The organism is Streptococcus caecimuris (genome assembly GCF_943193075.1).
In the GTDB taxonomy this organism is placed as follows: domain Bacteria; phylum Bacillota; class Bacilli; order Lactobacillales; family Streptococcaceae; genus Streptococcus; species Streptococcus caecimuris.
Window position 1 is genome coordinate 1 of the sequence record NZ_CALPCT010000012.1, and the last position, 22,653, is coordinate 22,653.

Consider the following 22,653-nt stretch of genomic DNA (forward strand, 5'->3'; position numbering starts at 1 on the left):
TACTCAACTGTGCGGAGGTGGGACGACGAAATCGAATTCTAACGAATTACCGATTTCTGTCCCACTCTCTTTTTTATTGTCATTTTTCCCAGAAAGGGGATGTCTGCTCAGGTATTAATAATCCAGAGCATCTGAATGACCTTTCCCGTTTCCTACGAAATAACCAGTCTTGGCATTGATACTAAAGAGATAGGTTCCATCTGGTTTGAAGAGGTTGTAATAGCCATTACCATTAATGATATTGACGCGCTCTAAAATGTATTGATTGCCAGTGATATGTCCACGTTTACGAGCAATGTTCAATACTTTTTCAAGGATCCCATCACCAAATACCCAAGCCGGGTTATTGACATCATTGATAGCTGCTTGGTTATATGGCACACGACTCAAGTTCCGCTGAAGTGGGACACCATCGCTTGGAAGACCGTACCCTGAATAGCCTGGATTTGCCGTTCCTGCACTACCTGTAGCAGCATTGACAGCTGGGGCCGTAGGCGTTGCTGCTTGAGCTGGGGCTGGAGTTGCATTAGAAGTATCTGTACCTCCTGTTCCAGTCACTGGTGCCGGTGTCGCAACTTGTTGTGAACGTCCTTGCGCAACCGCTTCATTCAATAAGCTATCTAATTTTTCATTGCCTGTCTTTGTTTCTGCAAAGGTCGCATCACTTTTCGCTTTGGCAGTTGCATCAAGAACTCCATCTTTGATGACTGGAGAACTAAATTGAGAATTCACTTTTTGAATAGCAGAAACTTGCTTCACAAGGTCTTCATATTTTGTTTTAGCCGCATTATAATCACTGCTTCCTTCTAATTTGTCCAGCAGTTTCTTCAGATTTTCCAAGTCTCCGAATTTATCATTTTTAAGAGCACTTTTTGATTCATCTACAAAAAAGGCATCGTAGGCTTTGGTAAACTCTTCTAGTTTTTGAGCTTGTGTTTCACTGCTACTTGATTTAGAAGTAGAAGATGACTTGCTAGATGAAGACGATACAACAGTTGTACCACCAGATTTTCCACGACTGTGCATCCAGTTATAGGTCACAAAAATGGCCGAACCGACAATCGCAAGACCTAATGCAGAGTATAGAACCGCTTTGATTCGTTTACCCGCATTGCTTGGTGTTTCCTCAGGAAGGTCCTCTGCTTCTACAACTGGTTCAGTTGGTGTAGGTCCAAATTTAATCTTGGCAGGTAATTCTGTTGAGATAGCATCCATTTCAGGTCTTTGTTCCAAGACCGTTTCCGTTACTTCCGGTGCCTCCACTGCTTCAGCTACTTCAGCAACTGTTTCTGAAGCTGCCACCTCTTCAGCTTTAGCCAATTCTTCTTTGGCCAAAATTTTTGTATCGTATTTTTCAGCTTCAATTTCTGCTCGGTGTTGTTTGATGTATTTGTCTAAGACATTATCACCTTCAGTGACACCTGCTTCGATTTCTTCTGCCTTTCGATTGGCCTGCCCAATCGTCATCTCTTTAGCATCTTCAAACTCTAAAATTGATTCTGTTTCTTGCTCTAATGGCTTTTTATCCTTCTCTGTCATAAAAATCCTTTCTATGCCTTTATCTGCCGTTTTACTCGTTCCCCAAAATATTGGTAGAGATCAACTTTTAGGGTTCCGTTATAAAGTTTTCGTTTTTTATCTGCTTTACTACCGAATTTAGATTCAAAACCTTCATCACTGGTTAGGATAAATTTACTCCAGGTTTTGAGAGGTGCAAATACGTGCCCCATTTCAGTATACAATTTCGTCACACCCTCATCATCGGATAAGCGTTCTCCATATGGAGGGTTGGAGATAATCACCCCGTTGATCTTATCTGAGTGAAGATCTTGGACTCGCATCTGTTTGAAAGTAATGTCACTGCTAACGCCCGCTTTCTGGGCATTTTCTTTGGCAATCTCAACCATCCGTGCATCGATATCAGTTCCCATAATATCCAATTCGATCTCGCGATTGATTTTTCTGCTTGCTTCTTGACGGACTTCATGAATCAAGCGATCATCCATCCAGTTCCATTCTTCAAAAGAAAAGGTCCGACGTAAACCAGGTGCCATATTTCTCGCAATCATCGCCGCCTCAATACAAAAGGTTCCAGAACCACATGTCGGGTCAATCAAGGGCTTATCTGGATACCAGTTTGACAACAGAAGAATTGCTGCTGCCATATTTTCCTTAATAGGGGCTCCCCCTTTTTCAGTCCGATAACCACGTTTGAAGAGGCTACTACCAGTGGTATCAATCAAGACAGTGGCTTGATCTTTAAGGATCGATACTTCGATCTTGAACTCTGCCCCATTTTCCATGAGAGGAACACCTTCTGGGCGGGCATAATGTTTTTGTAACTTTTTAACCACTGCTTTTTTCGAAATGGCCTGAACGCTAGGTTCATTATGAAGTTTTGATTTGACACATTTAGCCTTAGAAATGGGAAAACGTGCTCCTAAAGGCAAATAATTTTCCCAATCCAAAGCAAAGACACCTTGAAAGAGTTCTTCGAAGGTTTTGGCTGGAAAAGTCCCAACCACAATTTTTACTCGATCAGCCGCGCGCAACCAGAGATTGGTCTCTATGATTGCTCGACGGTCTCCTTGAAATCGAATCCGTCCATTTTCAACCTGGCAATCGTAACCGAGATCGCGTAGTTCTCGACCAACAACAGCCTCTAAGCCAGCAGCGACCGTTGCAATCAATTCAAATTGTTTTTTCATCTTATTCCTATCACTTTAAAAAAGGAGGTTGAGATCTCTCTCCACCTCATCAACCTATATGCAATTTTCTATAAGCCATGTTTTGTTCCAGAAATGACTAGGTACCATTTCCTTCGATAATCATCTGTCTACTGTTTCCAGTCAGAATGCTATGTTCGTTTCCACGCATTCCATGCCCCGACCAAAGTTTGGGTTGCTAGCTTGAGGGGTTTACCGCGTTCCACTTTTTAGGTTTCCCTAAAAACTACGTCACTGTGGCACTTTCAGAGTTACTAGAGCTTATCCTTAGACTTAGCTCCTTCACTCGCCGTAACTTGAATACCAAGTCCCTAGGCTTATGGATTCACCTAGCACAAACACTACAGGCATCACAGCCTGTGCTAGCATGGACTTTCCTCATGAGAATATTCTCTCACGCGATTATCCAAAAATTGCACGATCTATGGGATTAATAATCGCGATCTACGATCTGTTTCCCAAAAACTTCTTTTTCCAAACGATTGAGACGTTTGAGAATATCAAAGTTCGTCGCTGTTGTCACTTGCGGGTATTCTTGCGTAGCAGTGCTAGCAATCGGAGATGTTTGTGGTGTTTCCTGTGCTTTTTGGGCAAGTTCTTCACGAAGGCGTGCGTTTTCTTCACGCAATTCCTTCACCAAAGCAGCATAGGTTTCATAGTCTTTTATGACATCATCCAAAAATTCATTTACTTCATCTTTATTATAACCACGAACTTCTCGTTTGAAATCTTGATCAAAAATATCTTTCGCAGTAAAAATAATACTCGCCATTACTCTCTCCAATCTAGTTCATCATCTCAATTATATAAAAAAATGGTAAGAAAAATCAAGGTATAACACTTAGTTTTCGTAAAAATTTTCAGCAAGTTCATTTAAGTCATCAAAACTTAATTGTTTGACATAAAATGGTTCTTTTTCTACCATCATTTTGTAAAGATATTTTAAATTGGTTTCATTTTCTGGATCATAAAAAACATAAGCTCCATCCGCGTTATCTATCAAAAACTGATTGTATTCTTTTAGTTGACCCGGATTGCTATAGTGGGGATAGGCATATTTCACGAAATCCACCTGTTTGAAGCGTGCTAATAATTCCTGATTGCTTTCATTCCAATTTTCGCCAACATTCTCAAATAGGAAGATCGTCGCCATTTGAAAATCGTAATCTTTTTTTAATGCAAAGGCGACCTCTAGTACCCAAGCCTCAAATCCCAAATTACCAGAAAAGACCAGCCATTTCACTCCTTCTTCAAATAGACGACGAAGATCTCTTTCAATGGCTTTTTTGATAATGGTCAGTCGAGGGTCTTTATTGGAAAAGATTCCCACATCAAAACTCTTATAACCTGCAACAAGTATGGTATTCATTTTTTCCTCATTATTCTAATTTATGATATAATAGAGTGATGTAATTGTACCAATAAGGAGAACTATGGTCAACTATCCACATAAAGTAGCCAAAAAAACCTTGGTCTCTACACAAAGGAAACATCCAGTCGACTTTGCGAATCGTGGGATGACATTTGAAAAAATGATCAATGAAAGCAATCAATACTATCTTTCTCGAGGTCTAGCAGTCATCCATAAAAAACCAACACCGATTCAAATCGTGAAAGTGGATTATCCACGTCGCAGTCGGGCAAAGATTGTTGAAGCCTATTTCAGGCAAGCCTCAACGACGGACTATTCTGGAGTATACAAGGGACGCTATATCGATTTTGAAGCGAAGGAAACACAGCAAAAGCAATCCATGCCGATGAAAAATTTTCATCAACATCAAATCGATCATATGGAGGCAGTTGTTCAGCAAGGCGGTATCTGTTTCGTTCTCTTGCATTTTGCAAAGTTGAGTGAAACCTACTTACTTCCTGCTCCTGCATTAATTCACTATTACAACATCGATCATGGTAGTAAATCCATGCCCCTCTCCTATATTCAGGAGCACGGCTTTCTAGTAGATAAGAATCGTCTTCCAAGCGTTCCTTATCTTGATATTATCGAACAGAAACTTCTAGGCGGTATTTAAATGAATAAACAAACAGTCATTCAATGGTTGAAATATGTTGCCATCGCAGCCATTTCATTTTTCTTACTTTTATTTGTCCTTGGTGGACTAATATTTGGTTACTATGCTATGAAAGCACCAACCTTGTCTGAAAAAGATTTGGTTGCAACAACATCTAGTAAGATCTATGACAATCAAAATAACTTGATCGCAGATTTGGGGGCTGAGAAACGAATCAATGTCACAGCCAATGAAATCCCTACTGATTTGGTCAATGCTATCGTAGCGATTGAAGACCACCGTTTCTTCAATCACCGTGGGGTCGACATCATTCGGATCGGCGGTTCCTTCCTTCACAACTTACGAGGAGGAAGTCAAGGTGGATCAACTTTGACGCAACAATTGATCAAATTAACCTATTTCTCCACTTCGGCCTCTGACCGTACCCTCTCTCGTAAGATCCAAGAAGCTTGGTTAGCAACCCAATTAGAAAAGAAAGCAACCAAACAAGAAATCTTGACCTATTACGTCAATAAAGTATTTATGGCGAATGGGAACTACGGAATGCAGACAGCTGCGAAAAGTTATTACGGAAAAGATCTAAAAGATCTTTCGCTCCCTCAATTGGCACTCCTTGCGGGGATGCCCCAAGCACCAAACCAATACGATCCATACTCCCATCCTGAAGCAGCGCAACAGCGCCGAAACTTAGTATTAAAAGAAATGCTCGATATGAAGACCATTTCTAACAAACAATACGAAGCAGCGGTCAATACACCTGTTACAGATGGTCTGCAAAGTCTCAGTTCTTCAAGCAGTTACCCAGCCTATATGGATAATTACCTAAAAGAAGTGATCGAGCAAGTCGAAGAAGAAACGGGCTACAATTTGTTGACAACCGGAATGGATGTCTATACTAACGTTGATACCGAAGCGCAAAAGAAATTGTGGGACATCTACAATACAGATGAATATGTCAACTATCCAGATGATGAATTGCAAGTAGCTTCAACAGTTATCGATGTTAATAATGGTAAAGTCATTGCACAACTTGGCTCTCGTCACCAATCTAGCAACGTTTCCTTTGGTACAAACCAAGCCGTTGAGACTAACCGTGACTGGGGTTCTACTATGAAGCCAATCACAGACTACGCCCCAGCTCTTGAACATGAGGAATATACTTCTACTGCAGCTACCATTACAGATGCACCATACAATTTCCCTCATTCCTCAACACCAGTCTACAACTGGGACCGTTCTTACTACGGTAGCATTACTATGACTTATGCAATCCAACAATCTCGGAACGTTCCAGCGGTGAAGGCCCTCGAAAAAGTCGGTCTTAAAAAAGCTAAGAAATTCCTAAATGGACTGGGAATCGACTATCCAGAAATGGTATACGCCAATGCCATCTCAAGTAATACTAGCGATTCAAGTAACAAATACGGAGCTAGCAGTGAAAAAATGGCTGCTGCCTATGCTGCTTTTGCAAATGGTGGTACCTATTACAAACCGAAATATGTTAGTCGAGTCGTCTTTAGCGATGGAACCACAAAAGAATTCGATTCCGAAGGAACCCGTGCAATGAAGGCAACAACTGCCTACATGATGACAGATATGATGAAGACAGTTCTCATGTCTGGTACTGGTACAAATGCGGCTATTTCAGGAGTCTACCAAGCTGGTAAGACAGGTACATCAAACTATGCTGACAACGAGGTTAATAAGTTAACCAAAAATACAGGTTATTCAAGTATCGTGGCTCCAGATGAATTATTCGTTGGATACACACCTGAATATGCTATGGCCGTCTGGACGGGTTATTCAAATCGCTTGACTCCGGTATTAGACAACGGAATTCAGGTAGCAACAGATGTTTACCGTCAGATGATGCTCTATCTTGCCAATAACAACAATTCTGGTCATACAGATTGGACGCAACCAAGTGGACTGTATCGAAGTGGTTCTTATCTCTACTTAAACAATGGTAAGAACAACTACAATAACTACTATTATGAGCCAAGTTATTCCACTGATCAGTATTCGTATGAAGAACCATCGTCTAGCTCTTCGAACGAAGAAAATCCATCTAAACCATCTGAGCCTTCTTCACAAGACTCTAACAATCATAACGAATAATATAACAGAGAAGTCGGGCTTTTGGCCCGGCTTTTTTTAAATGATGGTTGGACAATCAGAACCTTTTCCTTCTTATTTTAGAATCCAACACTTATAAACCTGGTTTATTTAGTTAGACTTCCCAGCTTTTTTATTTTTGAGTATATAAAAAAGAGCCTTTCGGCTCTTTTCTATATCATTATTTTGCTAAAGCACCCATTGGATCCCACGGTGCTAGGACAATTGGTTCTGCTTCATAGGCTGCTAATTCATCTGCTGTTAGGAATTCTTTACGAACTACGATTTGGTAGGTATATTCATCCATCCAAGCATCAGAAGCCACAAAGTAACCATCTGTACCGACCTTGTCTCCCCATGAATTTTCAACCTTCCATTTACGAGACTGACCTGCTTCGTCTAAATCAACCCCTGTCAAGACCATAGCATGTGTCATGAGACTTTCTGCATAGTCCAAGCGACCCGCCTTGTCTTGTGTCAAATGAATGTCCATGCCTACTTCAAAATCGTAGACATCTGTTGCCAGGATTCCGGCTTTACGGTTGCTGACTTGGCCTACATCTGAACCAAACCAGACAGTTTCCCCTGCTTTCATTTGAGCAATGGCTAATTCTTTCAATCGATCCATTGGAACATTTAGGTAGCGGACTGGACGGCTACCAACAACATTGCCCAGCATATCTACGGTGTAAGATTTTCCATATGGCTTGTCTGTAGTTGGGGCATTGATAATAGAGACGTAATCGTCTAATTGAAGGTCTACATATTTTTTGTAGAAGCTTTGTGGAGTTATGCCACTTTCACTATGGAATTGGTTGTCCTTATCACGGTATGAAAAGTCAAATTCACGTGGAGGCAATCCTAAAGACATAGCCAAGAAGTTAAAAATTTCTTGCAACAGCGCTTGTTTCTTGCTCGCAACTGCCTCACTATCTGCGCCTGAGTGAATCAAATCACGCAAGATTTGCGCATCTTGACGCAAGAGTTTATTGAGGTAGGTGTTCAATTCCCGGCTATTGCTTGAAGAAATCGATTCTGGATAAACTGATTTTGGAACCACTCCGTATTTCTCAAAGAGGGATACCACCATATCCCATTGACCGCCATCTTGTTGAGGGGTTTGTAGGAGAAAAGCCACCTTACGGCTGGTCAATTCTTGGTCTGCTGTAGCAATCACTTGCTCCAAAAACCAGTTTGATTTTTCATACTTATCCCAAAAGAAAGTATGTGCTTGAGACAATTCAAAATCCTCCAATTGGAAGCTTGAAATCATCTTGTGACGGAAGGTATTTAAAGCCGCAAACATCCAACAACGTCCAGATGCTTTTTGGTTTGTCACCTTATCCTTGGTCAAATCAAGTGAAAAAACTGGTGTATTTTCTACTGCACTCTTGCGCGTTTCAAGCGATGCATGGATCCCATTGTGGGTAACAGCATTTTCAAGAGCCGCATATTTCACATTTGCTTCATAATTAGCATAGAGCTGGTCTGTAAATTCTTTCGTTAATTCTGACATAGCAATCTCCTTTTTTCGTTATTTACTATTATAATCCTTTGAGCAGAATCTTCAAGTAAAAATCACCCTATAGAGAGGGATTCTGTATAGAATAGATGATTTTATCCCCACAATATCCTTTGCGTTGAATGGCATGAGGGATGGTTTCTACATACTGCATTCCGGCCTTTTTCATGACTTTCCCTGAAGCAGGATTTAAACTGACATAAGTGGCTTTGATTTCTTTAAATCCGACTTCATTCAATAAGAAATCTAAAACAGCTATGACGGCTTCTGTCATAAATCCCTGCCCCCAGAATTTCTTGCCAAGGATATAACCTAGCTCGCATGATTGACTTTCCTGGTCTTGAGAAACTACACTAATATCTCCAATCACCTGATCTGGTGATGTTTTTAAACAGATCGCCCATTTATAAGTATCTGGTTTACGATACTGTTCGATCCATCTTTTGATCGATTCTCTAGTTCTCTCAGTAGATGCATGGGCATCCCAGGTGACATAGTTCAGATTTTCAGGATTAGAAGCCCAATTTTCAAACATCGCCGGTGCATCTTCCAAAACGAAAGGCCTCAAGTATAAATGCTCTGTCTCTATGACAAGACTTCCAAGATGATTCATAGATTGTCTCCCTTCATTTCATTTTTTCATGCAACTTGAACTTTGCAAGTTGGTTACTTTAATCTAGAAGAAAAGGACGGATGAAACCGCCCTTCTTTTTGATGCTTTTCACAATATTGTATGATGAGAAGACTACGAAATCGAACTCTACGAATTACCGATTTCTACCTCGTTCTCCTATTTTAAGACTCGGGCTAAAAAGGTCCACTGGACCTTTTTACTCCCAAAAATGATCAAATACTGTGATTGGCAAGTGGCGTTTGTGTTGGCCTTTGTACCACCATTTTTCAATAGTGGCTTGAGCTTCTGGACTCACTTGTTTGCCTTCTAGGTAATCATCAATTTCATTATAGGTGACACCCAGCGCTACTTCATCTGCAATTCCTGGTTTTTCTTCTTCCAAATCTGCTGTTGGGATTTTCTCATAAAGAGCAGGATCGGCTCCTAAGACCTTAAGCAATTGTTTTCCTTGGCGTTTATTCAAACGGAAAAGGGGCAGAATATCTGCACCACCATCTCCAAATTTTGTGAAGAAACCAGTAATATTTTCTGCAGCATGATCCGTCCCAATCACCGCTCCGCTACGTGCTCCAGCTAGAGCATACTGAGCAATCATGCGACTGCGAGCCTTAATATTGCCTTTGTTAAAATCAGAAACCTCTGTTCCAGTCGCTTCTACTGCTCGTACCATTTCGTCAGCAGACTCCTTGATATTCACAACCAGGCTAACATCCGGCTGGATAAAGGCCAATGCTTTTTGTGCATCTGCTTCATCTGCCTGTACCCCATAAGGAAGACGAACGGCAATAAATTGATAGGAGGCATCTCCTGTTTCTGCGCGCATTTCTTCCATGGCCAATTGAGCTAATCGTCCAGCAAGAGTTGAATCTTGCCCTCCTGAGATCCCTAATACAAATGTTTTCAAGAAGGGATGTTTTTTTAGATATCTTTTTAAGAAATCAACCGAGCGGCGAATCTCTTCCTGAGGATCAATGCTAGGCTTGACACCCAATTGTTGGATAATCTCTTCTTGCAAACTCATTTTGCTTCTCCTTCTCCATTGGCCTTGTTACGCATTTCCTCGATCAGGTCCATCTTATCCTGCCAAATATCTTTGGCCAAGTCAACTGGGTAATGCTGTGGATTGAGGACGCGCTTGTATTCATCCCATAATTGATCGTAATTTTTACGAGCATATTCTTGAATTTCTGATAATGTTGGCAGTTGATAAACCAATTGACCCTCTTTAAAAATATCCACTAAAAGAGGAATCGCCTCAAAGTTTCGGACTGTTTTATTAATGTAGGTATAAGTTGGATGGAACATTTTAAGTTCTGTCAGATGTGAAACATCTACTCCATCATAAGTGATGTAGTCCCCTTCTGACTTACCTTTTTCACGGCTCGTAATCCGCCAGACTTGCTTTTTACCTGGAGTAGAAACTTTCTCTGCATTATTGGAAAGCTTGATAGTATTGATCATCTCTCCTGCTTCGTTTTCAACAGAGACAATTTTGTATACCGCTCCAAGTGCTGGTTGATCGTAAGCTGTAATTAACTTGGTTCCTACACCCCAAACATCAATTTTTGCTTTTTGCATTTTTAAGTTGAGGATGGTATTTTCATCCAAGTCATTAGAAGCGTAGATTTTAGCATTTGTAAACCCAGCCTCATCTAATTGCTGGCGGACCTTTTTAGAAATATAGGCAATATCTCCTGAGTCAATCCGGACGCCTAGGAAATTGATTTTATCTCCCATTTCACGTGCTACCTGAATAGCTGCTGGTACCCCAATACGAAGGGTATCATAGGTATCGACGAGGAAGACACAATCTTTATGGGTTTCCGCATAAGCCCTAAAGGCCTGGTAGTCATTTCCATAAACCTGTACAAGAGAATGGGCATGAGTTCCTAAAACTGGGATTCCAAAGAGTTTTCCTGCACGAACATTACTAGTCCCATTGGCCCCTCCGATGACTGCCGCACGAGTGCCCCAAATGGCCGCATCCATTTCTTGCGCACGACGGGTTCCAAATTCCATCAAAGGCTCATCTTCAATGACTGAACGAATACGAGCAGCTTTTGTGGCTATCAAGGTTTGAAAGTTGACGATATTCAAAAGGGCTGTTTCCACCAATTGACACTGAGCCAGAGGGCCCTCTACCTGAACAATTGGTTCATTCGCAAAGACTAAGTCTCCTTCTTGAGCCGAGCGTACCGTCAATTCCAACTTGAGATCACGGAGATATTCCAAGAAGGCCCCATGATAACCAAGTGACTCTAAATAGGCAATATCACTCTCAGAAAAACTCAAGTTTTCCAAGTATTTCACAATTCTCTCTAAGCCAGCAAATACTGCGTAGCCGTTTTTAAAAGGCTGTTGACGAAAATAGACTTCAAATACGGCATGTTTATTGTGGATACCTTGATTAAAATAGACCTGCATCATATTGATTTGGTATAAATCAGTATGCAAGGTTAAACTGTCATCTGGATACATATGTATACCTCTTTTTTATAGATTTGTTCTATGAATTCCTACCATAAAATTAGTACCATTATAGCACATTTCAGTCCTATTGAATACTGAAAGGAAAGAATGAAAAAAATCTGAGACAGGAAGCTCAGATTTTTTGGATTAAAAGTTTTCTGTGATATATTTATAAACTTCTTGGCCAGCAATCGCACCGTCTCCGACTGCTGTCGTCACTTGACGCAAATCTTTTTGACGAACATCGCCAACCGCAAAAATACCTGGGACTGTGGTTCTCATATGATCATCCGTGACCACCCAGCCATTTTCATCTAAAATACCAAGTTCTGTCGCAAAATCACTGACAGGATCTAAACCGACATAGATAAAGACACCACCGAAGGCTTGCTCTCTAACCTCTCCTGTCTTCACATCTTTTAAAAGGACAGACGTTACTTTTTGTTCACCCTTAATTTCTTCAACAACCGTATTCCAAGCAAAGTGAATTTTATCATTGGCAAAGGCACGATCTTGAAGAACTTTTTGAGCACGCAATTGATCACGACGATGGGCAATGGTCACTGTTTTTGCAAACTGAGTCAAAAAGACAGCTTCTTCTACCGCAGAATCACCACCACCAACGACCAAGAGATCCTCATCTCTAAAGAAAGCTCCATCACAAACAGCACAGTAGGAAACCCCTCTACTATTTAGCTCCTCTTCACCAGGGACATTCAATGAACGGTGGTTAGACCCTGTTGCAATCACCACGGTTTTAGCTTCAAATTCCCCATCATCTGTGACAATCTTTTTGGTTGCTCCGTGGTCTTCGATGCGCTCTACCTGTCCAAACAAATGTTCCACACCAAGATTCTCTAAAGGCTCGAACATTTTTTCAGCCAAGTCTGGGCCACTAATATTCGCATAGCCAGGATAGTTTTCAATGTCAGACGTATTGTTCATTTGACCGCCTGGAATCCCTCTCTCAATTAATGCGACTTTTAAATTGCTTCGTGCTGCATAAAGGGCAGCAGTCATCCCTGCAGGACCTGCTCCAATAATCACTGTATCAAACATACTCAACCTCTTTCTGTTTTTTGTAACCATTATAATTCTAACACGGTCTTTTTGCAATTATCGTGCTTGAAAGATAAACAAAATCCCTATGACCGCAAAGGTTAAAATAGGAATCGTCATGATATCAATTAAGAGGATATCATACAAATGGGCTTGTCGTTGCTTGGCTGTTTTATCTTTCTTCTTAAGGGCACGGTAGCCAATCCAAATACAAGAAGCGATCCCAACTAAAATCGTTGTCGTCACTAAACTTTGTAAATATAAGGACAATAATTTATTTAACATCACGACTCCAAATATTTTTACATTTTCAGAAAACAAACCCAGCTAGCATTGCCAGCTGAGTCTTACCTCTTCTCTATTATATCAAACATAGGTCCGTTTGTAACTAGCAAAGAATTCTTTTGTCCGTTCTTCTTTTGGATGTTGCATGATTTCTTCTGGTGTTCCAGATTCAATAATCCGTCCTTTATCCAAAAATAGGACCTTATCTGCTACTTGCGCTACAAAAGACATATCATGGCTGACCAGTACCATGGTTTGTCCTGATTTTGCTGCATTGGCAATGGATTTTTCAACTTCTCCAACCAATTCTGGATCCAAGGCTGAAGTCGGTTCATCCAGCAAAAGAACTTCTGGTTTCATAGCCAAGGCACGAGCCAAAGCCACACGTTGTTTTTGTCCACCTGAGAGGTGACGAGGATAGTGATTTTCACGATCCGATAAACCGACTTTTGCCAGTTCTTCTCGAGCAATTTTCGTTGCTTCTTGATCGGATAGGCCCTTCACAACAATGAGCCCTTCTTTCACATTTTCAAGAGCTGTTTTTCTACCAAACAAATTAAACTGTTGGAACACCATGGCCAATTTTCTTCTTAAGGTTAAGATTTGATCTTGGGTAATGTGCTCAAAATCAACCTCGAAATCATCAATCTTAATTCTACCGCTGTCTGGTGCTTCCAAATAGTTTAAACTGCGTAAGAAGGTTGATTTACCAGCTCCCGAAGACCCGATTAGGGCCACGACTTCCCCTTTTTGAATTTCCAAACTGAGATTATTTAAAACCTTTTGACCTGAAAATGTCTTTGATAATTCTGAAATATAAATCATTAGATCCGGACCTCCTGATCTGGTAAATCAATTGCTACGGGAGTCTCAATATCCAGTCGACGTTCAATGTGACGGCCTAGTATTTCAATGAGAATGTTCACAATCCAGTAAACAATCGATACCGTGATAAAGCGTTCAAAGTACTTCAAATCGCTCCCCCCAATAATCCGTGCTTGGGCAAAAATTTCAACCACACTGGCACTAAAGGCTAGCGAGGTCCCCTTGGTTAAGCCAATGAGAGAGTTGATTAAGGTTGGAGTTGCAACGACTGCTGCATTGGGAATAATAATCCGTCGATAAACTTGACGGTTGGTCATCCCAAGACTACGCGCTGCCTCAATTTCACCAGGATCCACTGATAAAATGGCTGCCCGGATGGTTTCACTCGCATAAGCTGCTTCATTAAAGGCAAGAGCCACAATTGCAAATAACTCAGCTGGAATGGCATTAATATTAAAAGCTGTTCCATAGGACTGATTGATCGCTTTTAAAATAAGAGGAATCCCATAATAGGTCAACATCAACTGAACCAACAAAGGAGTCCCCCGTAAAAAACTGACAAAAACAGCTTGAATCGGGTAAAGAATTCGTACACGATTAATTTTGACCAGAGCAAAAATCATGGCAAAAATAATCCCAAAAAATGCGCCTCCTAGGGCTAGTAAAATCGTCACAGGCAATTTCCCAATGACTGCCGGAAATGCATCCAATACGGCTCTCAAACTAAACAGCTTGCTATCTGGAACGTGTTTTAAAAAGTCAGCATACCAGTTGGCAGTTAAAAGATTAGTTGTAAACATTTTTGTTACTTCCTTTCTCGAACATAAACATTCTATCACATTCACTATCGGAATTCCAAAAATTGCTATAGAAATAGAAAAATGATAGACTACTCAAATTTAGTCTATCATAATTTTAGACAAGTTCCTAATAGTTTTTCTTTATGGAGTTCATAAAGAAAATCTATGTTTTCTTCTGAACATTTGAAAGAAGGGGTTAGAAAGTTTGACGTTTGGCCTTTCGTTCCGCCCGACCACGCGCACGGTTTTCAGCTCGCTTAGCTTTTCTCCGCTTTTCATCAACTGCCCATTTGATTTTTTTCTTGTAGCCTGGTTTGATTTTTTTCTTTTTCTTCTTCACCAGACCAATCATTTCGATGTCGAGTTTCTCTTGCTTTTTCTCACGATTCGCCCGTCTGTCCCGATCATAAGTATCTTCAATAACCCCATTTTTCAACACTTTCGGTACGAAACGAATTCCCATTTTTTCTAGTTCACGGATATCTGAATCATCACTCGGTTGATAAAGAGTAATAGCGACACCCGGTAGACCATTGCGTCCTGTCCGGCCTACACGGTGAACGAAGAAGGAAAGATCTTGTGGAATAGCATCGTTGATGACATGACTCACCCCTTCGATATCAATTCCACGAGCCGCCAAATCTGTGGCCACAATATACTCAAAATCAAGATTTTTCACCTGGTTCATGATCCGTTTTCGTTCACGTGGTGGGATATCTCCGTGAATCTTCGCCACTTTTAATCCTTGAGCCACTAAATAGGCATGGAGATCATCTGCTCTCGTTTTGGTATTAACGAAAATCATAGCCAAATAAGGTTGCAAGGTCTTGGTCAATTGGTAAATTTGCTCATTTTTATCCCGACCCTTGGTCGAAACCAGCCAATTATCGATGGTATCTGAAATCACCGTCTTGGTCTTTATTTGCTCCATAACTGGGTTTGAGAGATATTTTTTTAAGAATGGCTGTAATTTTTGCGGAATGGTGGCTGAAAAAACTAAAAATTGCAGTTGTTGCGGAAGTCTTGAAGCAATCTTATCCACGGTAGACAAGAATCCCATGTCCAGTGTCATATCTGCCTCGTCTACCACAAAAGTATGGGCCTTATGAATTGCCAGATCACCAGATGCAACCAGATCATAGATCCGGCCTGGTGTTCCAATCACGATATGAGGTTGTTTGACCTGCAATTTTTCAATCTGACGGCTTTTATCCGTTCCTCCAACATAATTCACAATCCGAATCTCTTTGTCAGAATGACTAGCGATTTGACGAGCAGCTTGGTAAATTTGCGTCGCCAACTCCCGACTAGGAGCCGTGATGACCGCTTCAACTTGTTGGCTGTCTTCATTTAACGTTTGAAAAATCGGCAAGAGGAAAGTATGGGTCTTCCCAGAACCTGTCTTTGACTCTCCTACCAAATCATTTCCAGCTAAGACAATCGGAATTAGTTTTTCCTGTACTTCGGTTGCTTCTCTAAAATTGATTTCTTTCAGCGCCTCTTGAATATAGGGCTTAAAATTAAACTCTGTAAATTTCATTTTCTCAGTTCCTTTCATGATCTCTATTATTATATCAGAAAAGCTGTCTTCTTGCCTCTCTTATGAGTCATTTTTCCTAACCAGCGATGTCTCTCTGAGTCAGCAAAAAAACGATGGGCAAGCCCACCGTCGTTTTATAGGTAGAGAAGAACTAGAGTCACGACACTTGTCACCAAGGCAATGCTCCACATAAAGGCATCCACTTTCCATTCTGACCAGTTTTGGCCATTGCCAGAAAGGCCGCCCAGTTCTAAATGATGGTGGAAAGGAGTCATTCGGAAAATCCGACGTCCTTCCCCGTAACGTTTCTTGGTCCATTTGAAATAGGTCACTTGTAGCATCACTGAACCTGTTTCAATGACATAGACCAGACCAATCAAGAGCAGCGTCCACTCGACATGCAAAGCCATTGACAAGGCTGCAAGCATCCCTCCAAGAGCTAGACTACCGACATCGCCCATAAAGATTTTAGCTGGCTTGTGGTTGAAGACAAAAAATCCGAGCAAGGCCCCAATCATACTCAAGGCGACAAAGAGAATATCCCATTTTCCTTGCATATAGGCAATAAAGGAATAGGCGCTTAGGCTAATAGCAACGGAGATGCTGGCTAATCCATCAATCCCATCTGTCAAATTGACCGCGTTTGAAAATCCAACCAACCAAAATAAAGCAAAGAGAATGTAGAAATGGCCCAAGTATAGATCGTAACCAAAGACATTCAAAAGGCTTCCTGCACCGTGGCGTTCAGAAAAAATATAGAAGATGATTCCACCAACAAGTTGAAGGGCCAATTTTTGTTTTGGGTTAAGACCTTCATTAATCTTACGAAAAACTTTTAAAAAGTCATCTAAAAATCCAACAATTCCATATAGAATCAAGATAAATAGAATAAGTTGAACAGGGCGCGTGAAATTTCCAGTCAATACGGTAACGACAAAACTAACTAGAACGGCTGTAATGAGAAATACAACTCCACCCATTGTCGGAGTGCCAGCTTTCGCTTTGTGTTGTTTCACATCTTCATGCATTTGTTGCCCGGAAATATGAGCACGATGGTAAAATCGAATAAAGGCTGGAATAGCAGCCACTGTTAATAGAAACGATACAAGGATCGTAGCAATATACATCTTAGTCTCCTAATGTTAACGTAATCTTTTTAGTTTTATTGAGTGAGGAGTTCATTTTGACACTTTGTTTGGTTACTTTCTTTCCACTACCTTTATAGGTAATCTCAATTCCAGTCCATTCTCCAAAGATGTCCGCATTTTTCTTTGTCCAACCATACATATCCGGAACCGCATCAAAGTCTTCTGTCAATAACAATACTTGCTGATTGGCTTTGACTTTAGAGCCTACATCCACAGACATCTTGCGGATATTTTTCCCAGTTCCTAGGACAATTGGTTGCACCAAATTGCGACGCAATTCCTCTGAATAAGCACCTGGGCTCAGATTTTGTTTCAGATTCAACTCCTTAGAGAGAGTTTCTACTGAAGGGATTTTGTAGGTCGTTTCTTTGGTCACATCATCCAACGTTGGTGCCTCTAATGTCAAATGCAATTCGTCTTTTAAAGCAACTGCATCTTCCAAAATAGGATTGACCAGCTCTTCCCAGCTGGTCGCTGAGAATTTCACTTCTGGTTGTTGGACCGTTACATACATGATGAATTCAGGATCTTCTGCAGGTGTCATAGCTACAACCGAGTTGATATAATCATTTTCTCCTTGCAAGTATCCTTGATCTGTCGCAATTTGGGCAGTCCCTGATTTCACCGCAACGTTTTGACCGGGTACCTGAATGATGGGTCCATCACTGTACAAGGTTCCATACTCTGGATCTGTTCCGACGGTGATCATATAGTTCCGTGTCTGTTGCGCAGCTGATCCTGAAACTGGTTTTCCAACAACTTCTTTTTTTGATTTGCGGGCTGTGTCTGATTTTTTATCGTAAATAGCACTAATAAACTTCGGCTCCAACATTTGTCCATCATTAGCGATGGCACTAAAGGCCCGTAACATTTGGGTTTGACTGACGGAAATCCCTTGACCAAAGGCAGATTGTGCCTGACTGACATAGTTATCCCCTGGAAGACTCCCGTAAGCTTCATTTCCCATTCCAAAACGGGTCGGAAGACCGAATTTAAAGCGGGTTAGGTAGTCCATCCAGACAGCATTTCCCATTTTTTGCTCTAAACGGGTCATCCCCACGTTACTTGAGTAAGCAAAGCCCTGTGCGATATTCATATAGCGACCTTCAGACAGTCCCATATTGACATCCCAGTCACGAATGGTCGCATCTTTTACCTGTAGTTCGTTATTGTAGTATGCCTCATTATAGGCTGGGAAGGTCCCATGATCAATCGCCGAAGCTAATAACATGACCTTCATGGTTGAACCAGGTTCATATTGATCTTGATAAAGGATGGTATTCCAGGTTTTCAAGTTTTTCAGATCCAACCCTTGTTTGGTATCCGCATTATAGGATGGACGTTGCGTTGTCGCCAGGATTTCTCCAGTTTTTGCACTCACAAGAGTCGCACTAACATACTTTCCTTTTACTTTTTCTTGGAAAACATCCATTCGCGTCTCAAGGTAGGTTTGTAATTCTGCTGAAATGGTCGTATAGACATCTTTTCCATCTTCTGTTTTGACAGAAACCTTATCTGAACCAGGAACGATATTGCCGTTTCGGTCTTTATCATAGGTGATAACCCCATTTTGACCAGCGAGAATACGATCGAGGGATTTCTCCATCCCTGATTGTCCCTTCAGGGTTTTATTCCCCTCTTTATCTTCTTGAAGAGAGGCCTGACCTATAAATTGAGAAGCAAAAACTCCATTTTTATAGCTTCGATTTGGACTGGTTGTAAAGGCAACACCTTCAATCTTCGCCGCTTCCATGGCCTCACGGATGGCTGTCATATTACTATAAGTTATGCCGTTTCCGTTCGAGCCAAAAGAAACCTGTTTCAATTTCTTTTGCGACAACTGTTGAATGACGTAATCCTCATCCATCCCTAAGTACTGCTTAAAGATTTCTGCTACTTTTTTAAATTGGCTCTCTTCTACATAGAGGACTTTCCCAGTTGCTGATTTGTACTTTTTATCAATAATGGCATAAACGTTATAGGTCGTCGCATCTTCAGCAATTACTGCTCCATTTCGATCATAGATCGTTCCACGTTTTGCAGGAACAATGACCGTCTGCTCATGGACTTTTTTGGCTTGATCCGATAAGGTCACACCAAATTTTTTGTCAGTCCCAATGATCATTGCAAAATTAATCAGAAAGAGAAAAAAGAGGAAAATCGCCAGTACACTGAGATTTTTCCCAACTTGTTTTCGATTCTGATCCGGCAAGCGACGTTTCTTTATCGAATACCCGATCAAAAATTTTTTGAATTTATTCATCACTACTTGCACTCACTGTTTTTCGATTTTCTTTTTGCAGCTTCATTCCTTGGGAGCTAGCCAACTGTGATAAGCGGTCATAACGTGTTAATTCATTGACCTCTTGACGAACATCTGCCAATTCCGTCTTTTTGGCTTCTAGTTCCGTATTCAAATCAGTCAATTCACTTTGAACTTGTAAAATCCGTGTCTGCATAAAGACGATACTAATGGCTAAAATAACAGCTGTTAGGACAATCGACCCATAAAAAGCCTTTTCTACTCTAGAGAAACGGCGAAAGCGGTCTTGTAGTACCTGTGTTCTTGTTCTCTCATTTCTTGCTGCCATATCAATTCCTCTTACTTGTGTATTTTTCGAGCAACCCGTAGTTTTGCTGAATGGGATCGATTATTATCCTCAAGCTCTTCATCACTTGGCAAAATAGGTTTCCGGTTGACCAACTCCATCTTTGGTTTCAAATCATCTGGAATAAAGGGAAGTCCCTTTGGAACCTCAACCGTCGAAGCTTCTTTAAACAATTGTTTGGTCAATCGATCCTCTAACGAATGAAAGGTAATCACAGAAATACGACCATCGAGGGCCAACAAATCCATGGCTTGCTGAATCGATTCATCTGCAGCTCCCAGTTCATCATTGACTTCGATACGAATGGCTTGGAAAATCTGTTTAGCAGGATGGCCCTTTTTCTTGAGCTCCTTAGCTGGTTTAGCAGATTTAATAATCTCTGCTAATTCAGTCGTCGTTTCAATCGGTTTAATTGCTCGTGCTTGCTCAATTTTCCGCGCAATTTGCTTGGAAAATTTGTCCTCTCCATATTTGAAAAAAATACGGACTAGATCATGGTAATCGTAGCTATTTACGACCTCATAAGCCGTTAAGGAAGCTTCTTGATTCATCCGCATGTCCAGAGGCGCATCTTTCTTGTAAGAAAATCCGCGTTCCCGTTCATCTAACTGAGGACTAGAGACACCTAGGTCATAACAGATTCCATCAATTTCAGTCACACCCAATTCGTTTAGACGTTCCTTCAAATGACGAAAGTTATCCTTAATGAAGGTCACCATGCCTTTCTCAATGAAAGGTGCCAATCGAATCTTAGCATTCTCAATCGCATGCTGATCTTGGTCAAAGGCATAAAGATGGCCCGATTCATTTAATTTTGTTAACAAATATTCGCTGTGGCCTGCCCCACCCAATGTGGCGTCTACATAGATCCCATCTGGCTTAACATCCAGCATATCGATCGTTTCATGAAGCAAAACCGTTACATGATGAAATTCTTTACTCATATCTTTACTATTTTACCACAAATGGGACCAAGATGCACTCCTGAAAGAAAATTCACTAACTAATCCTATCGGACCTTTTCGGATCCTACAAAATACCTAGAAAGGCTTGATTTTATTTGTTTCCTCTAGGATTTATGATACAATATTCTTATGAAAATAAGAAAACAGATTCTCATCCCACTTTTATTGGTCGATGCTATCGCTCTCTACTTTTTTCTAACCACTATTGAGGCTTGGATTTTTTGGCTTGCTGCCCTGATCCTAGCCGGCTCACTTTGGTGGCTCAAAAAAGCCATTCAAGGACAAAAAACAGAGATGGAAGAAAACTAATTTCCTCCGTCCCTGTTTTTTTCTAATCCCCCAAGAAATTCTTGAAAAGGAATCATTTATAAGATAACAACAAAACTCACCGTTTGGTGAGTTTTGCAGTTTATTTATTATGTTTCCAATTGCTGTAAATCCCAAAAAGAATGATCCAGATGGTTGCTCCAATCGCTCCAATGTATGTTGATTCTTGCAAGAAGAGACAAACGAATACGAAGAGGAAGAAAACAATGGTCAATGGATTCAACACTTTATAGGCTGGCATGACAAAACCATCTGGCATAAATTCTTTCGATTTACGGTACTTAAGATGGGCAAGCATCGTCAAAATGTAAATAGCAATGTAGACACCAGAAGAAGATGCCGTAATCAAGGCAAAGGCATCTGAGACACCTGGCAAGATATTGATAAAGGCAGAAACAGCAACCACAATCGCAGAAAAAATAATCGCGCGACTTGGAATCCCCATACGAGATAAGCTATTCAGTTTCAAACGATTCATCACTTTGCTGTTTGGTGTTTCTTTTGCAATCTGGTACAAGTGACGCCCTGTTGAATAGAGGGTGGAATTCAAGGAAGATGCAGCAGCTGTCAGTACAACAAAATTAATCAATCCAGCTGCCCACTTGATTCCTACCATCTGAAAGACCGTTACAAACGGTGACTTATTGACAGGAAGCTGTTGCCAAGGGAAAATAGCCATAATCGCCAACAAAGCTCCTACATAAAAGATTACAATCCGGATTGGAATTTCTTTAATAGCTTTTGGCAATACTTGTCGGGGATTAGCTGTTTCAGAAGTAGTAATTCCTACAAATTCGATTGCTTGGTAAGCAAAGAAGACCATTTGGAAGGCCATGACGAACTTGACCCAACCATTTGGAAACATTTGAAAACCATTGGTAATGTTACTTAAGCTAGCGTGTCCAGCTGGTGTTTCAAAATTCGTCGTCACCATAAAGATTCCTGTTGCGATCAAGGCTAAAATAGTGACAATCTTGATCATTCCAAACCAGAATTCAACCTCTCCAAAAACCTTCACAGCGATCAAGTTTACACAACTTAAGAGCGCTAAAAAGATAATTTGAATCTGCCAGGCTGGCCAATTTGGAAACCAAAGCTGGACATAGTTGGAAACAGCGGTGATCTCTGCCATTCCCAAAAATACCAAGGAGACCCAATAGGACCATCCTGAAAAATAACCCCAACCTTTTCCTAGATACTTGGTGATAAAGTTGATAAAGGTGTGTTGATCAGGGTCCATATAGAGCATTTCTCCGATTGCCCGCATCATCAGGTACATGAAAGCGCCAGTCAGCATATAGACTAAAATAATAGAAGGACCTGTCAAAGAAAGGGAACGACCGGCTCCAAGAAAGAGTCCTGTCCCGATGGTTCCTGCAATAGCGATCAGCTGAACATGCCGATTTTGCAGACCACGAACCATCCCATTTTCGGTTTCTTCACCAGGATGATGTTTTTTTGACATATGATTACTCCAATTCTTTTTCTGTACATTTTCAGAAAAGTATACTTAAAATTTTCACACAATCTACTATACCATGTTTTTAAAAATTGGTCAATCTAGTCCAGAATATTCTGAATTTTATAGATTAAAAAAGTGCT

At 40.8% G+C, this 22,653-nt stretch carries 21 protein-coding genes and 1 other RNA gene; 3 read left to right on the plus strand and 19 right to left on the minus strand.

The features are described 5' to 3' along the window. Nucleotides 1–114: 114 nt before the first annotated feature. From NFR56_RS05930 to NFR56_RS05950, 5 genes are all read right to left on the minus strand, one after another. On the minus strand, nt 115–1,539 hold the full coding sequence (locus NFR56_RS05930; RefSeq protein WP_134974510.1) for a cell division site-positioning protein MapZ family protein: 1,425 nt from the start codon (nt 1,537–1,539) through the stop codon (nt 115–117). Nucleotides 1,540–1,550: 11 nt separating this feature from the next. After that, the gene (locus tag NFR56_RS05935; RefSeq protein WP_003010349.1) at nt 1,551–2,708 is read right to left on the minus strand and encodes a THUMP domain-containing class I SAM-dependent RNA methyltransferase; all 1,158 of its coding nucleotides are present in this window, start codon (nt 2,706–2,708) and stop codon (nt 1,551–1,553) included. Between the two features lie 66 nt (nt 2,709–2,774). Continuing rightward, nucleotides 2,775–3,140, minus strand: an RNA gene (gene rnpB, locus NFR56_RS05940) — RNase P RNA component class B. Between the two features lie 16 nt (nt 3,141–3,156). Then, nucleotides 3,157–3,498 carry a cell division regulator GpsB gene (gene gpsB, locus NFR56_RS05945; RefSeq protein WP_049496141.1) on the minus strand — a complete coding sequence of 114 codons (342 nt, stop codon included), beginning with the start codon at nt 3,496–3,498 and terminating at the stop codon, nt 3,157–3,159. A 69-nt stretch (nt 3,499–3,567) separates the two neighbouring features. Beyond that, complete coding sequence (locus NFR56_RS05950) at nt 3,568–4,095, minus strand: SLOG family protein (RefSeq protein ID WP_251458135.1); 528 nt, start codon at nt 4,093–4,095, stop codon at nt 3,568–3,570. Nucleotides 4,096–4,159: 64 nt separating this feature from the next. Between NFR56_RS05950 and recU the strand changes: the two genes are divergently transcribed. Further along, nucleotides 4,160–4,753 carry a Holliday junction resolvase RecU gene (recU, locus tag NFR56_RS05955; protein ID WP_003010355.1) on the plus strand — a complete coding sequence of 198 codons (594 nt, stop codon included), beginning with the start codon at nt 4,160–4,162 and terminating at the stop codon, nt 4,751–4,753. Then, the gene (gene pbp1a, locus NFR56_RS05960; RefSeq protein WP_251458138.1) at nt 4,754–6,871 is read left to right on the plus strand and encodes a penicillin-binding protein PBP1A; all 2,118 of its coding nucleotides are present in this window, start codon (nt 4,754–4,756) and stop codon (nt 6,869–6,871) included. 178 nt (nt 6,872–7,049) lie between these two features. On the opposite strand, the gene pepC is transcribed toward pbp1a, so the two are convergent. The 13 genes from pepC to rsmH form a co-directional block, all read right to left on the minus strand. Then, nucleotides 7,050–8,384, minus strand: a complete 1,335-nt coding sequence (gene pepC / locus NFR56_RS05965) for an aminopeptidase C (RefSeq protein ID WP_251458142.1) — start codon at nt 8,382–8,384, stop codon at nt 7,050–7,052. Between the two features lie 67 nt (nt 8,385–8,451). Beyond that, nucleotides 8,452–9,003 (minus strand): GNAT family N-acetyltransferase, encoded by a 552-nt coding sequence (locus tag NFR56_RS05970; protein ID WP_251458145.1) that lies wholly within the window; start codon nt 9,001–9,003, stop codon nt 8,452–8,454. A 217-nt stretch (nt 9,004–9,220) separates the two neighbouring features. Next, on the minus strand, nt 9,221–10,045 hold the full coding sequence (gene nadE, locus NFR56_RS05975) for an NAD(+) synthase (RefSeq protein ID WP_251458148.1): 825 nt from the start codon (nt 10,043–10,045) through the stop codon (nt 9,221–9,223). Next, the gene (locus tag NFR56_RS05980) at nt 10,042–11,502 is read right to left on the minus strand and encodes a nicotinate phosphoribosyltransferase (RefSeq protein ID WP_009732324.1); all 1,461 of its coding nucleotides are present in this window, start codon (nt 11,500–11,502) and stop codon (nt 10,042–10,044) included. The genes nadE and NFR56_RS05980 overlap by 4 nt, the downstream gene beginning before the upstream one ends. 138 nt (nt 11,503–11,640) lie before the next feature. Next, the gene (gene trxB, locus NFR56_RS05985) at nt 11,641–12,552 is read right to left on the minus strand and encodes a thioredoxin-disulfide reductase (protein ID WP_049474369.1); all 912 of its coding nucleotides are present in this window, start codon (nt 12,550–12,552) and stop codon (nt 11,641–11,643) included. A gap of 57 nt (nt 12,553–12,609) precedes the next feature. Then, complete coding sequence (locus NFR56_RS05990) at nt 12,610–12,837, minus strand: DUF4059 family protein (protein ID WP_003003995.1); 228 nt, start codon at nt 12,835–12,837, stop codon at nt 12,610–12,612. Between the two features lie 81 nt (nt 12,838–12,918). Continuing rightward, nucleotides 12,919–13,662, minus strand: a complete 744-nt coding sequence (locus NFR56_RS05995) for an amino acid ABC transporter ATP-binding protein (RefSeq protein WP_003003991.1) — start codon at nt 13,660–13,662, stop codon at nt 12,919–12,921. Further along, entirely contained in the window at nt 13,662–14,462 is an 801-nt protein-coding gene (locus NFR56_RS06000) for an amino acid ABC transporter permease (protein ID WP_049498839.1), read from the minus strand. The genes NFR56_RS05995 and NFR56_RS06000 overlap by 1 nt, the downstream gene beginning before the upstream one ends. A gap of 196 nt (nt 14,463–14,658) precedes the next feature. Continuing rightward, nucleotides 14,659–16,002, minus strand: coding sequence for a DEAD/DEAH box helicase (locus tag NFR56_RS06005; RefSeq protein ID WP_195424427.1), 1,344 nt, complete (start codon nt 16,000–16,002; stop codon nt 14,659–14,661). 134 nt (nt 16,003–16,136) lie between these two features. Beyond that, nucleotides 16,137–17,129 carry a phospho-N-acetylmuramoyl-pentapeptide-transferase gene (mraY, locus tag NFR56_RS06010; RefSeq protein WP_251458151.1) on the minus strand — a complete coding sequence of 331 codons (993 nt, stop codon included), beginning with the start codon at nt 17,127–17,129 and terminating at the stop codon, nt 16,137–16,139. A 1-nt stretch (nt 17,130) separates the two neighbouring features. Next, nucleotides 17,131–19,413 (minus strand): penicillin-binding protein PBP2X, encoded by a 2,283-nt coding sequence (pbp2x, locus tag NFR56_RS06015; protein ID WP_251458154.1) that lies wholly within the window; start codon nt 19,411–19,413, stop codon nt 17,131–17,133. Continuing rightward, nucleotides 19,406–19,741, minus strand: coding sequence for a cell division protein FtsL (gene ftsL, locus NFR56_RS06020; RefSeq protein WP_021154536.1), 336 nt, complete (start codon nt 19,739–19,741; stop codon nt 19,406–19,408). The genes pbp2x and ftsL overlap by 8 nt, the downstream gene beginning before the upstream one ends. Before the next feature lie 11 nt (nt 19,742–19,752). Next, nucleotides 19,753–20,703 carry a 16S rRNA (cytosine(1402)-N(4))-methyltransferase RsmH gene (gene rsmH, locus NFR56_RS06025; protein WP_024054758.1) on the minus strand — a complete coding sequence of 317 codons (951 nt, stop codon included), beginning with the start codon at nt 20,701–20,703 and terminating at the stop codon, nt 19,753–19,755. A 150-nt stretch (nt 20,704–20,853) separates the two neighbouring features. Here rsmH and NFR56_RS06030 point away from each other — a divergent pair, with 150 nt between their 5' ends. Then, the gene (locus NFR56_RS06030; protein WP_251458157.1) at nt 20,854–21,033 is read left to right on the plus strand and encodes a hypothetical protein; all 180 of its coding nucleotides are present in this window, start codon (nt 20,854–20,856) and stop codon (nt 21,031–21,033) included. A 100-nt stretch (nt 21,034–21,133) separates the two neighbouring features. Here NFR56_RS06030 and NFR56_RS06035 read toward each other — a convergent pair whose 3' ends face one another. Then, the gene (locus NFR56_RS06035; protein WP_251458160.1) at nt 21,134–22,516 is read right to left on the minus strand and encodes an amino acid permease; all 1,383 of its coding nucleotides are present in this window, start codon (nt 22,514–22,516) and stop codon (nt 21,134–21,136) included. Between the last annotated feature and the right edge of the window lie 137 nt (nt 22,517–22,653).

Coding starts and splice junctions, on each gene's coding strand:
- NFR56_RS05930 (WP_134974510.1), bottom strand. CDS start 1,539: ATGACAGAGAAGGATAAAAAGCCATTAGAGCAAGAAACAGAATCAATT.
- NFR56_RS05935 (WP_003010349.1), bottom strand. CDS start 2,708: ATGAAAAAACAATTTGAATTGATTGCAACGGTCGCTGCTGGCTTAGAG.
- gpsB (WP_049496141.1), bottom strand. CDS start 3,498: ATGGCGAGTATTATTTTTACTGCGAAAGATATTTTTGATCAAGATTTC.
- NFR56_RS05950 (WP_251458135.1), bottom strand. CDS start 4,095: ATGAATACCATACTTGTTGCAGGTTATAAGAGTTTTGATGTGGGAATC.
- recU (WP_003010355.1), top strand. CDS start 4,160: ATGGTCAACTATCCACATAAAGTAGCCAAAAAAACCTTGGTCTCTACA.
- pbp1a (WP_251458138.1), top strand. CDS start 4,754: ATGAATAAACAAACAGTCATTCAATGGTTGAAATATGTTGCCATCGCA.
- pepC (WP_251458142.1), bottom strand. CDS start 8,384: ATGTCAGAATTAACGAAAGAATTTACAGACCAGCTCTATGCTAATTAT.
- NFR56_RS05970 (WP_251458145.1), bottom strand. CDS start 9,003: ATGAATCATCTTGGAAGTCTTGTCATAGAGACAGAGCATTTATACTTG.
- nadE (WP_251458148.1), bottom strand. CDS start 10,045: ATGAGTTTGCAAGAAGAGATTATCCAACAATTGGGTGTCAAGCCTAGC.
- NFR56_RS05980 (WP_009732324.1), bottom strand. CDS start 11,502: ATGTATCCAGATGACAGTTTAACCTTGCATACTGATTTATACCAAATC.
- trxB (WP_049474369.1), bottom strand. CDS start 12,552: ATGTTTGATACAGTGATTATTGGAGCAGGTCCTGCAGGGATGACTGCT.
- NFR56_RS05990 (WP_003003995.1), bottom strand. CDS start 12,837: ATGTTAAATAAATTATTGTCCTTATATTTACAAAGTTTAGTGACGACA.
- NFR56_RS05995 (WP_003003991.1), bottom strand. CDS start 13,662: ATGATTTATATTTCAGAATTATCAAAGACATTTTCAGGTCAAAAGGTT.
- NFR56_RS06000 (WP_049498839.1), bottom strand. CDS start 14,462: ATGTTTACAACTAATCTTTTAACTGCCAACTGGTATGCTGACTTTTTA.
- NFR56_RS06005 (WP_195424427.1), bottom strand. CDS start 16,002: ATGAAATTTACAGAGTTTAATTTTAAGCCCTATATTCAAGAGGCGCTG.
- mraY (WP_251458151.1), bottom strand. CDS start 17,129: ATGTATATTGCTACGATCCTTGTATCGTTTCTATTAACAGTGGCTGCT.
- pbp2x (WP_251458154.1), bottom strand. CDS start 19,413: ATGAATAAATTCAAAAAATTTTTGATCGGGTATTCGATAAAGAAACGT.
- ftsL (WP_021154536.1), bottom strand. CDS start 19,741: ATGGCAGCAAGAAATGAGAGAACAAGAACACAGGTACTACAAGACCGC.
- rsmH (WP_024054758.1), bottom strand. CDS start 20,703: ATGAGTAAAGAATTTCATCATGTAACGGTTTTGCTTCATGAAACGATC.
- NFR56_RS06030 (WP_251458157.1), top strand. CDS start 20,854: ATGAAAATAAGAAAACAGATTCTCATCCCACTTTTATTGGTCGATGCT.
- NFR56_RS06035 (WP_251458160.1), bottom strand. CDS start 22,516: ATGTCAAAAAAACATCATCCTGGTGAAGAAACCGAAAATGGGATGGTT.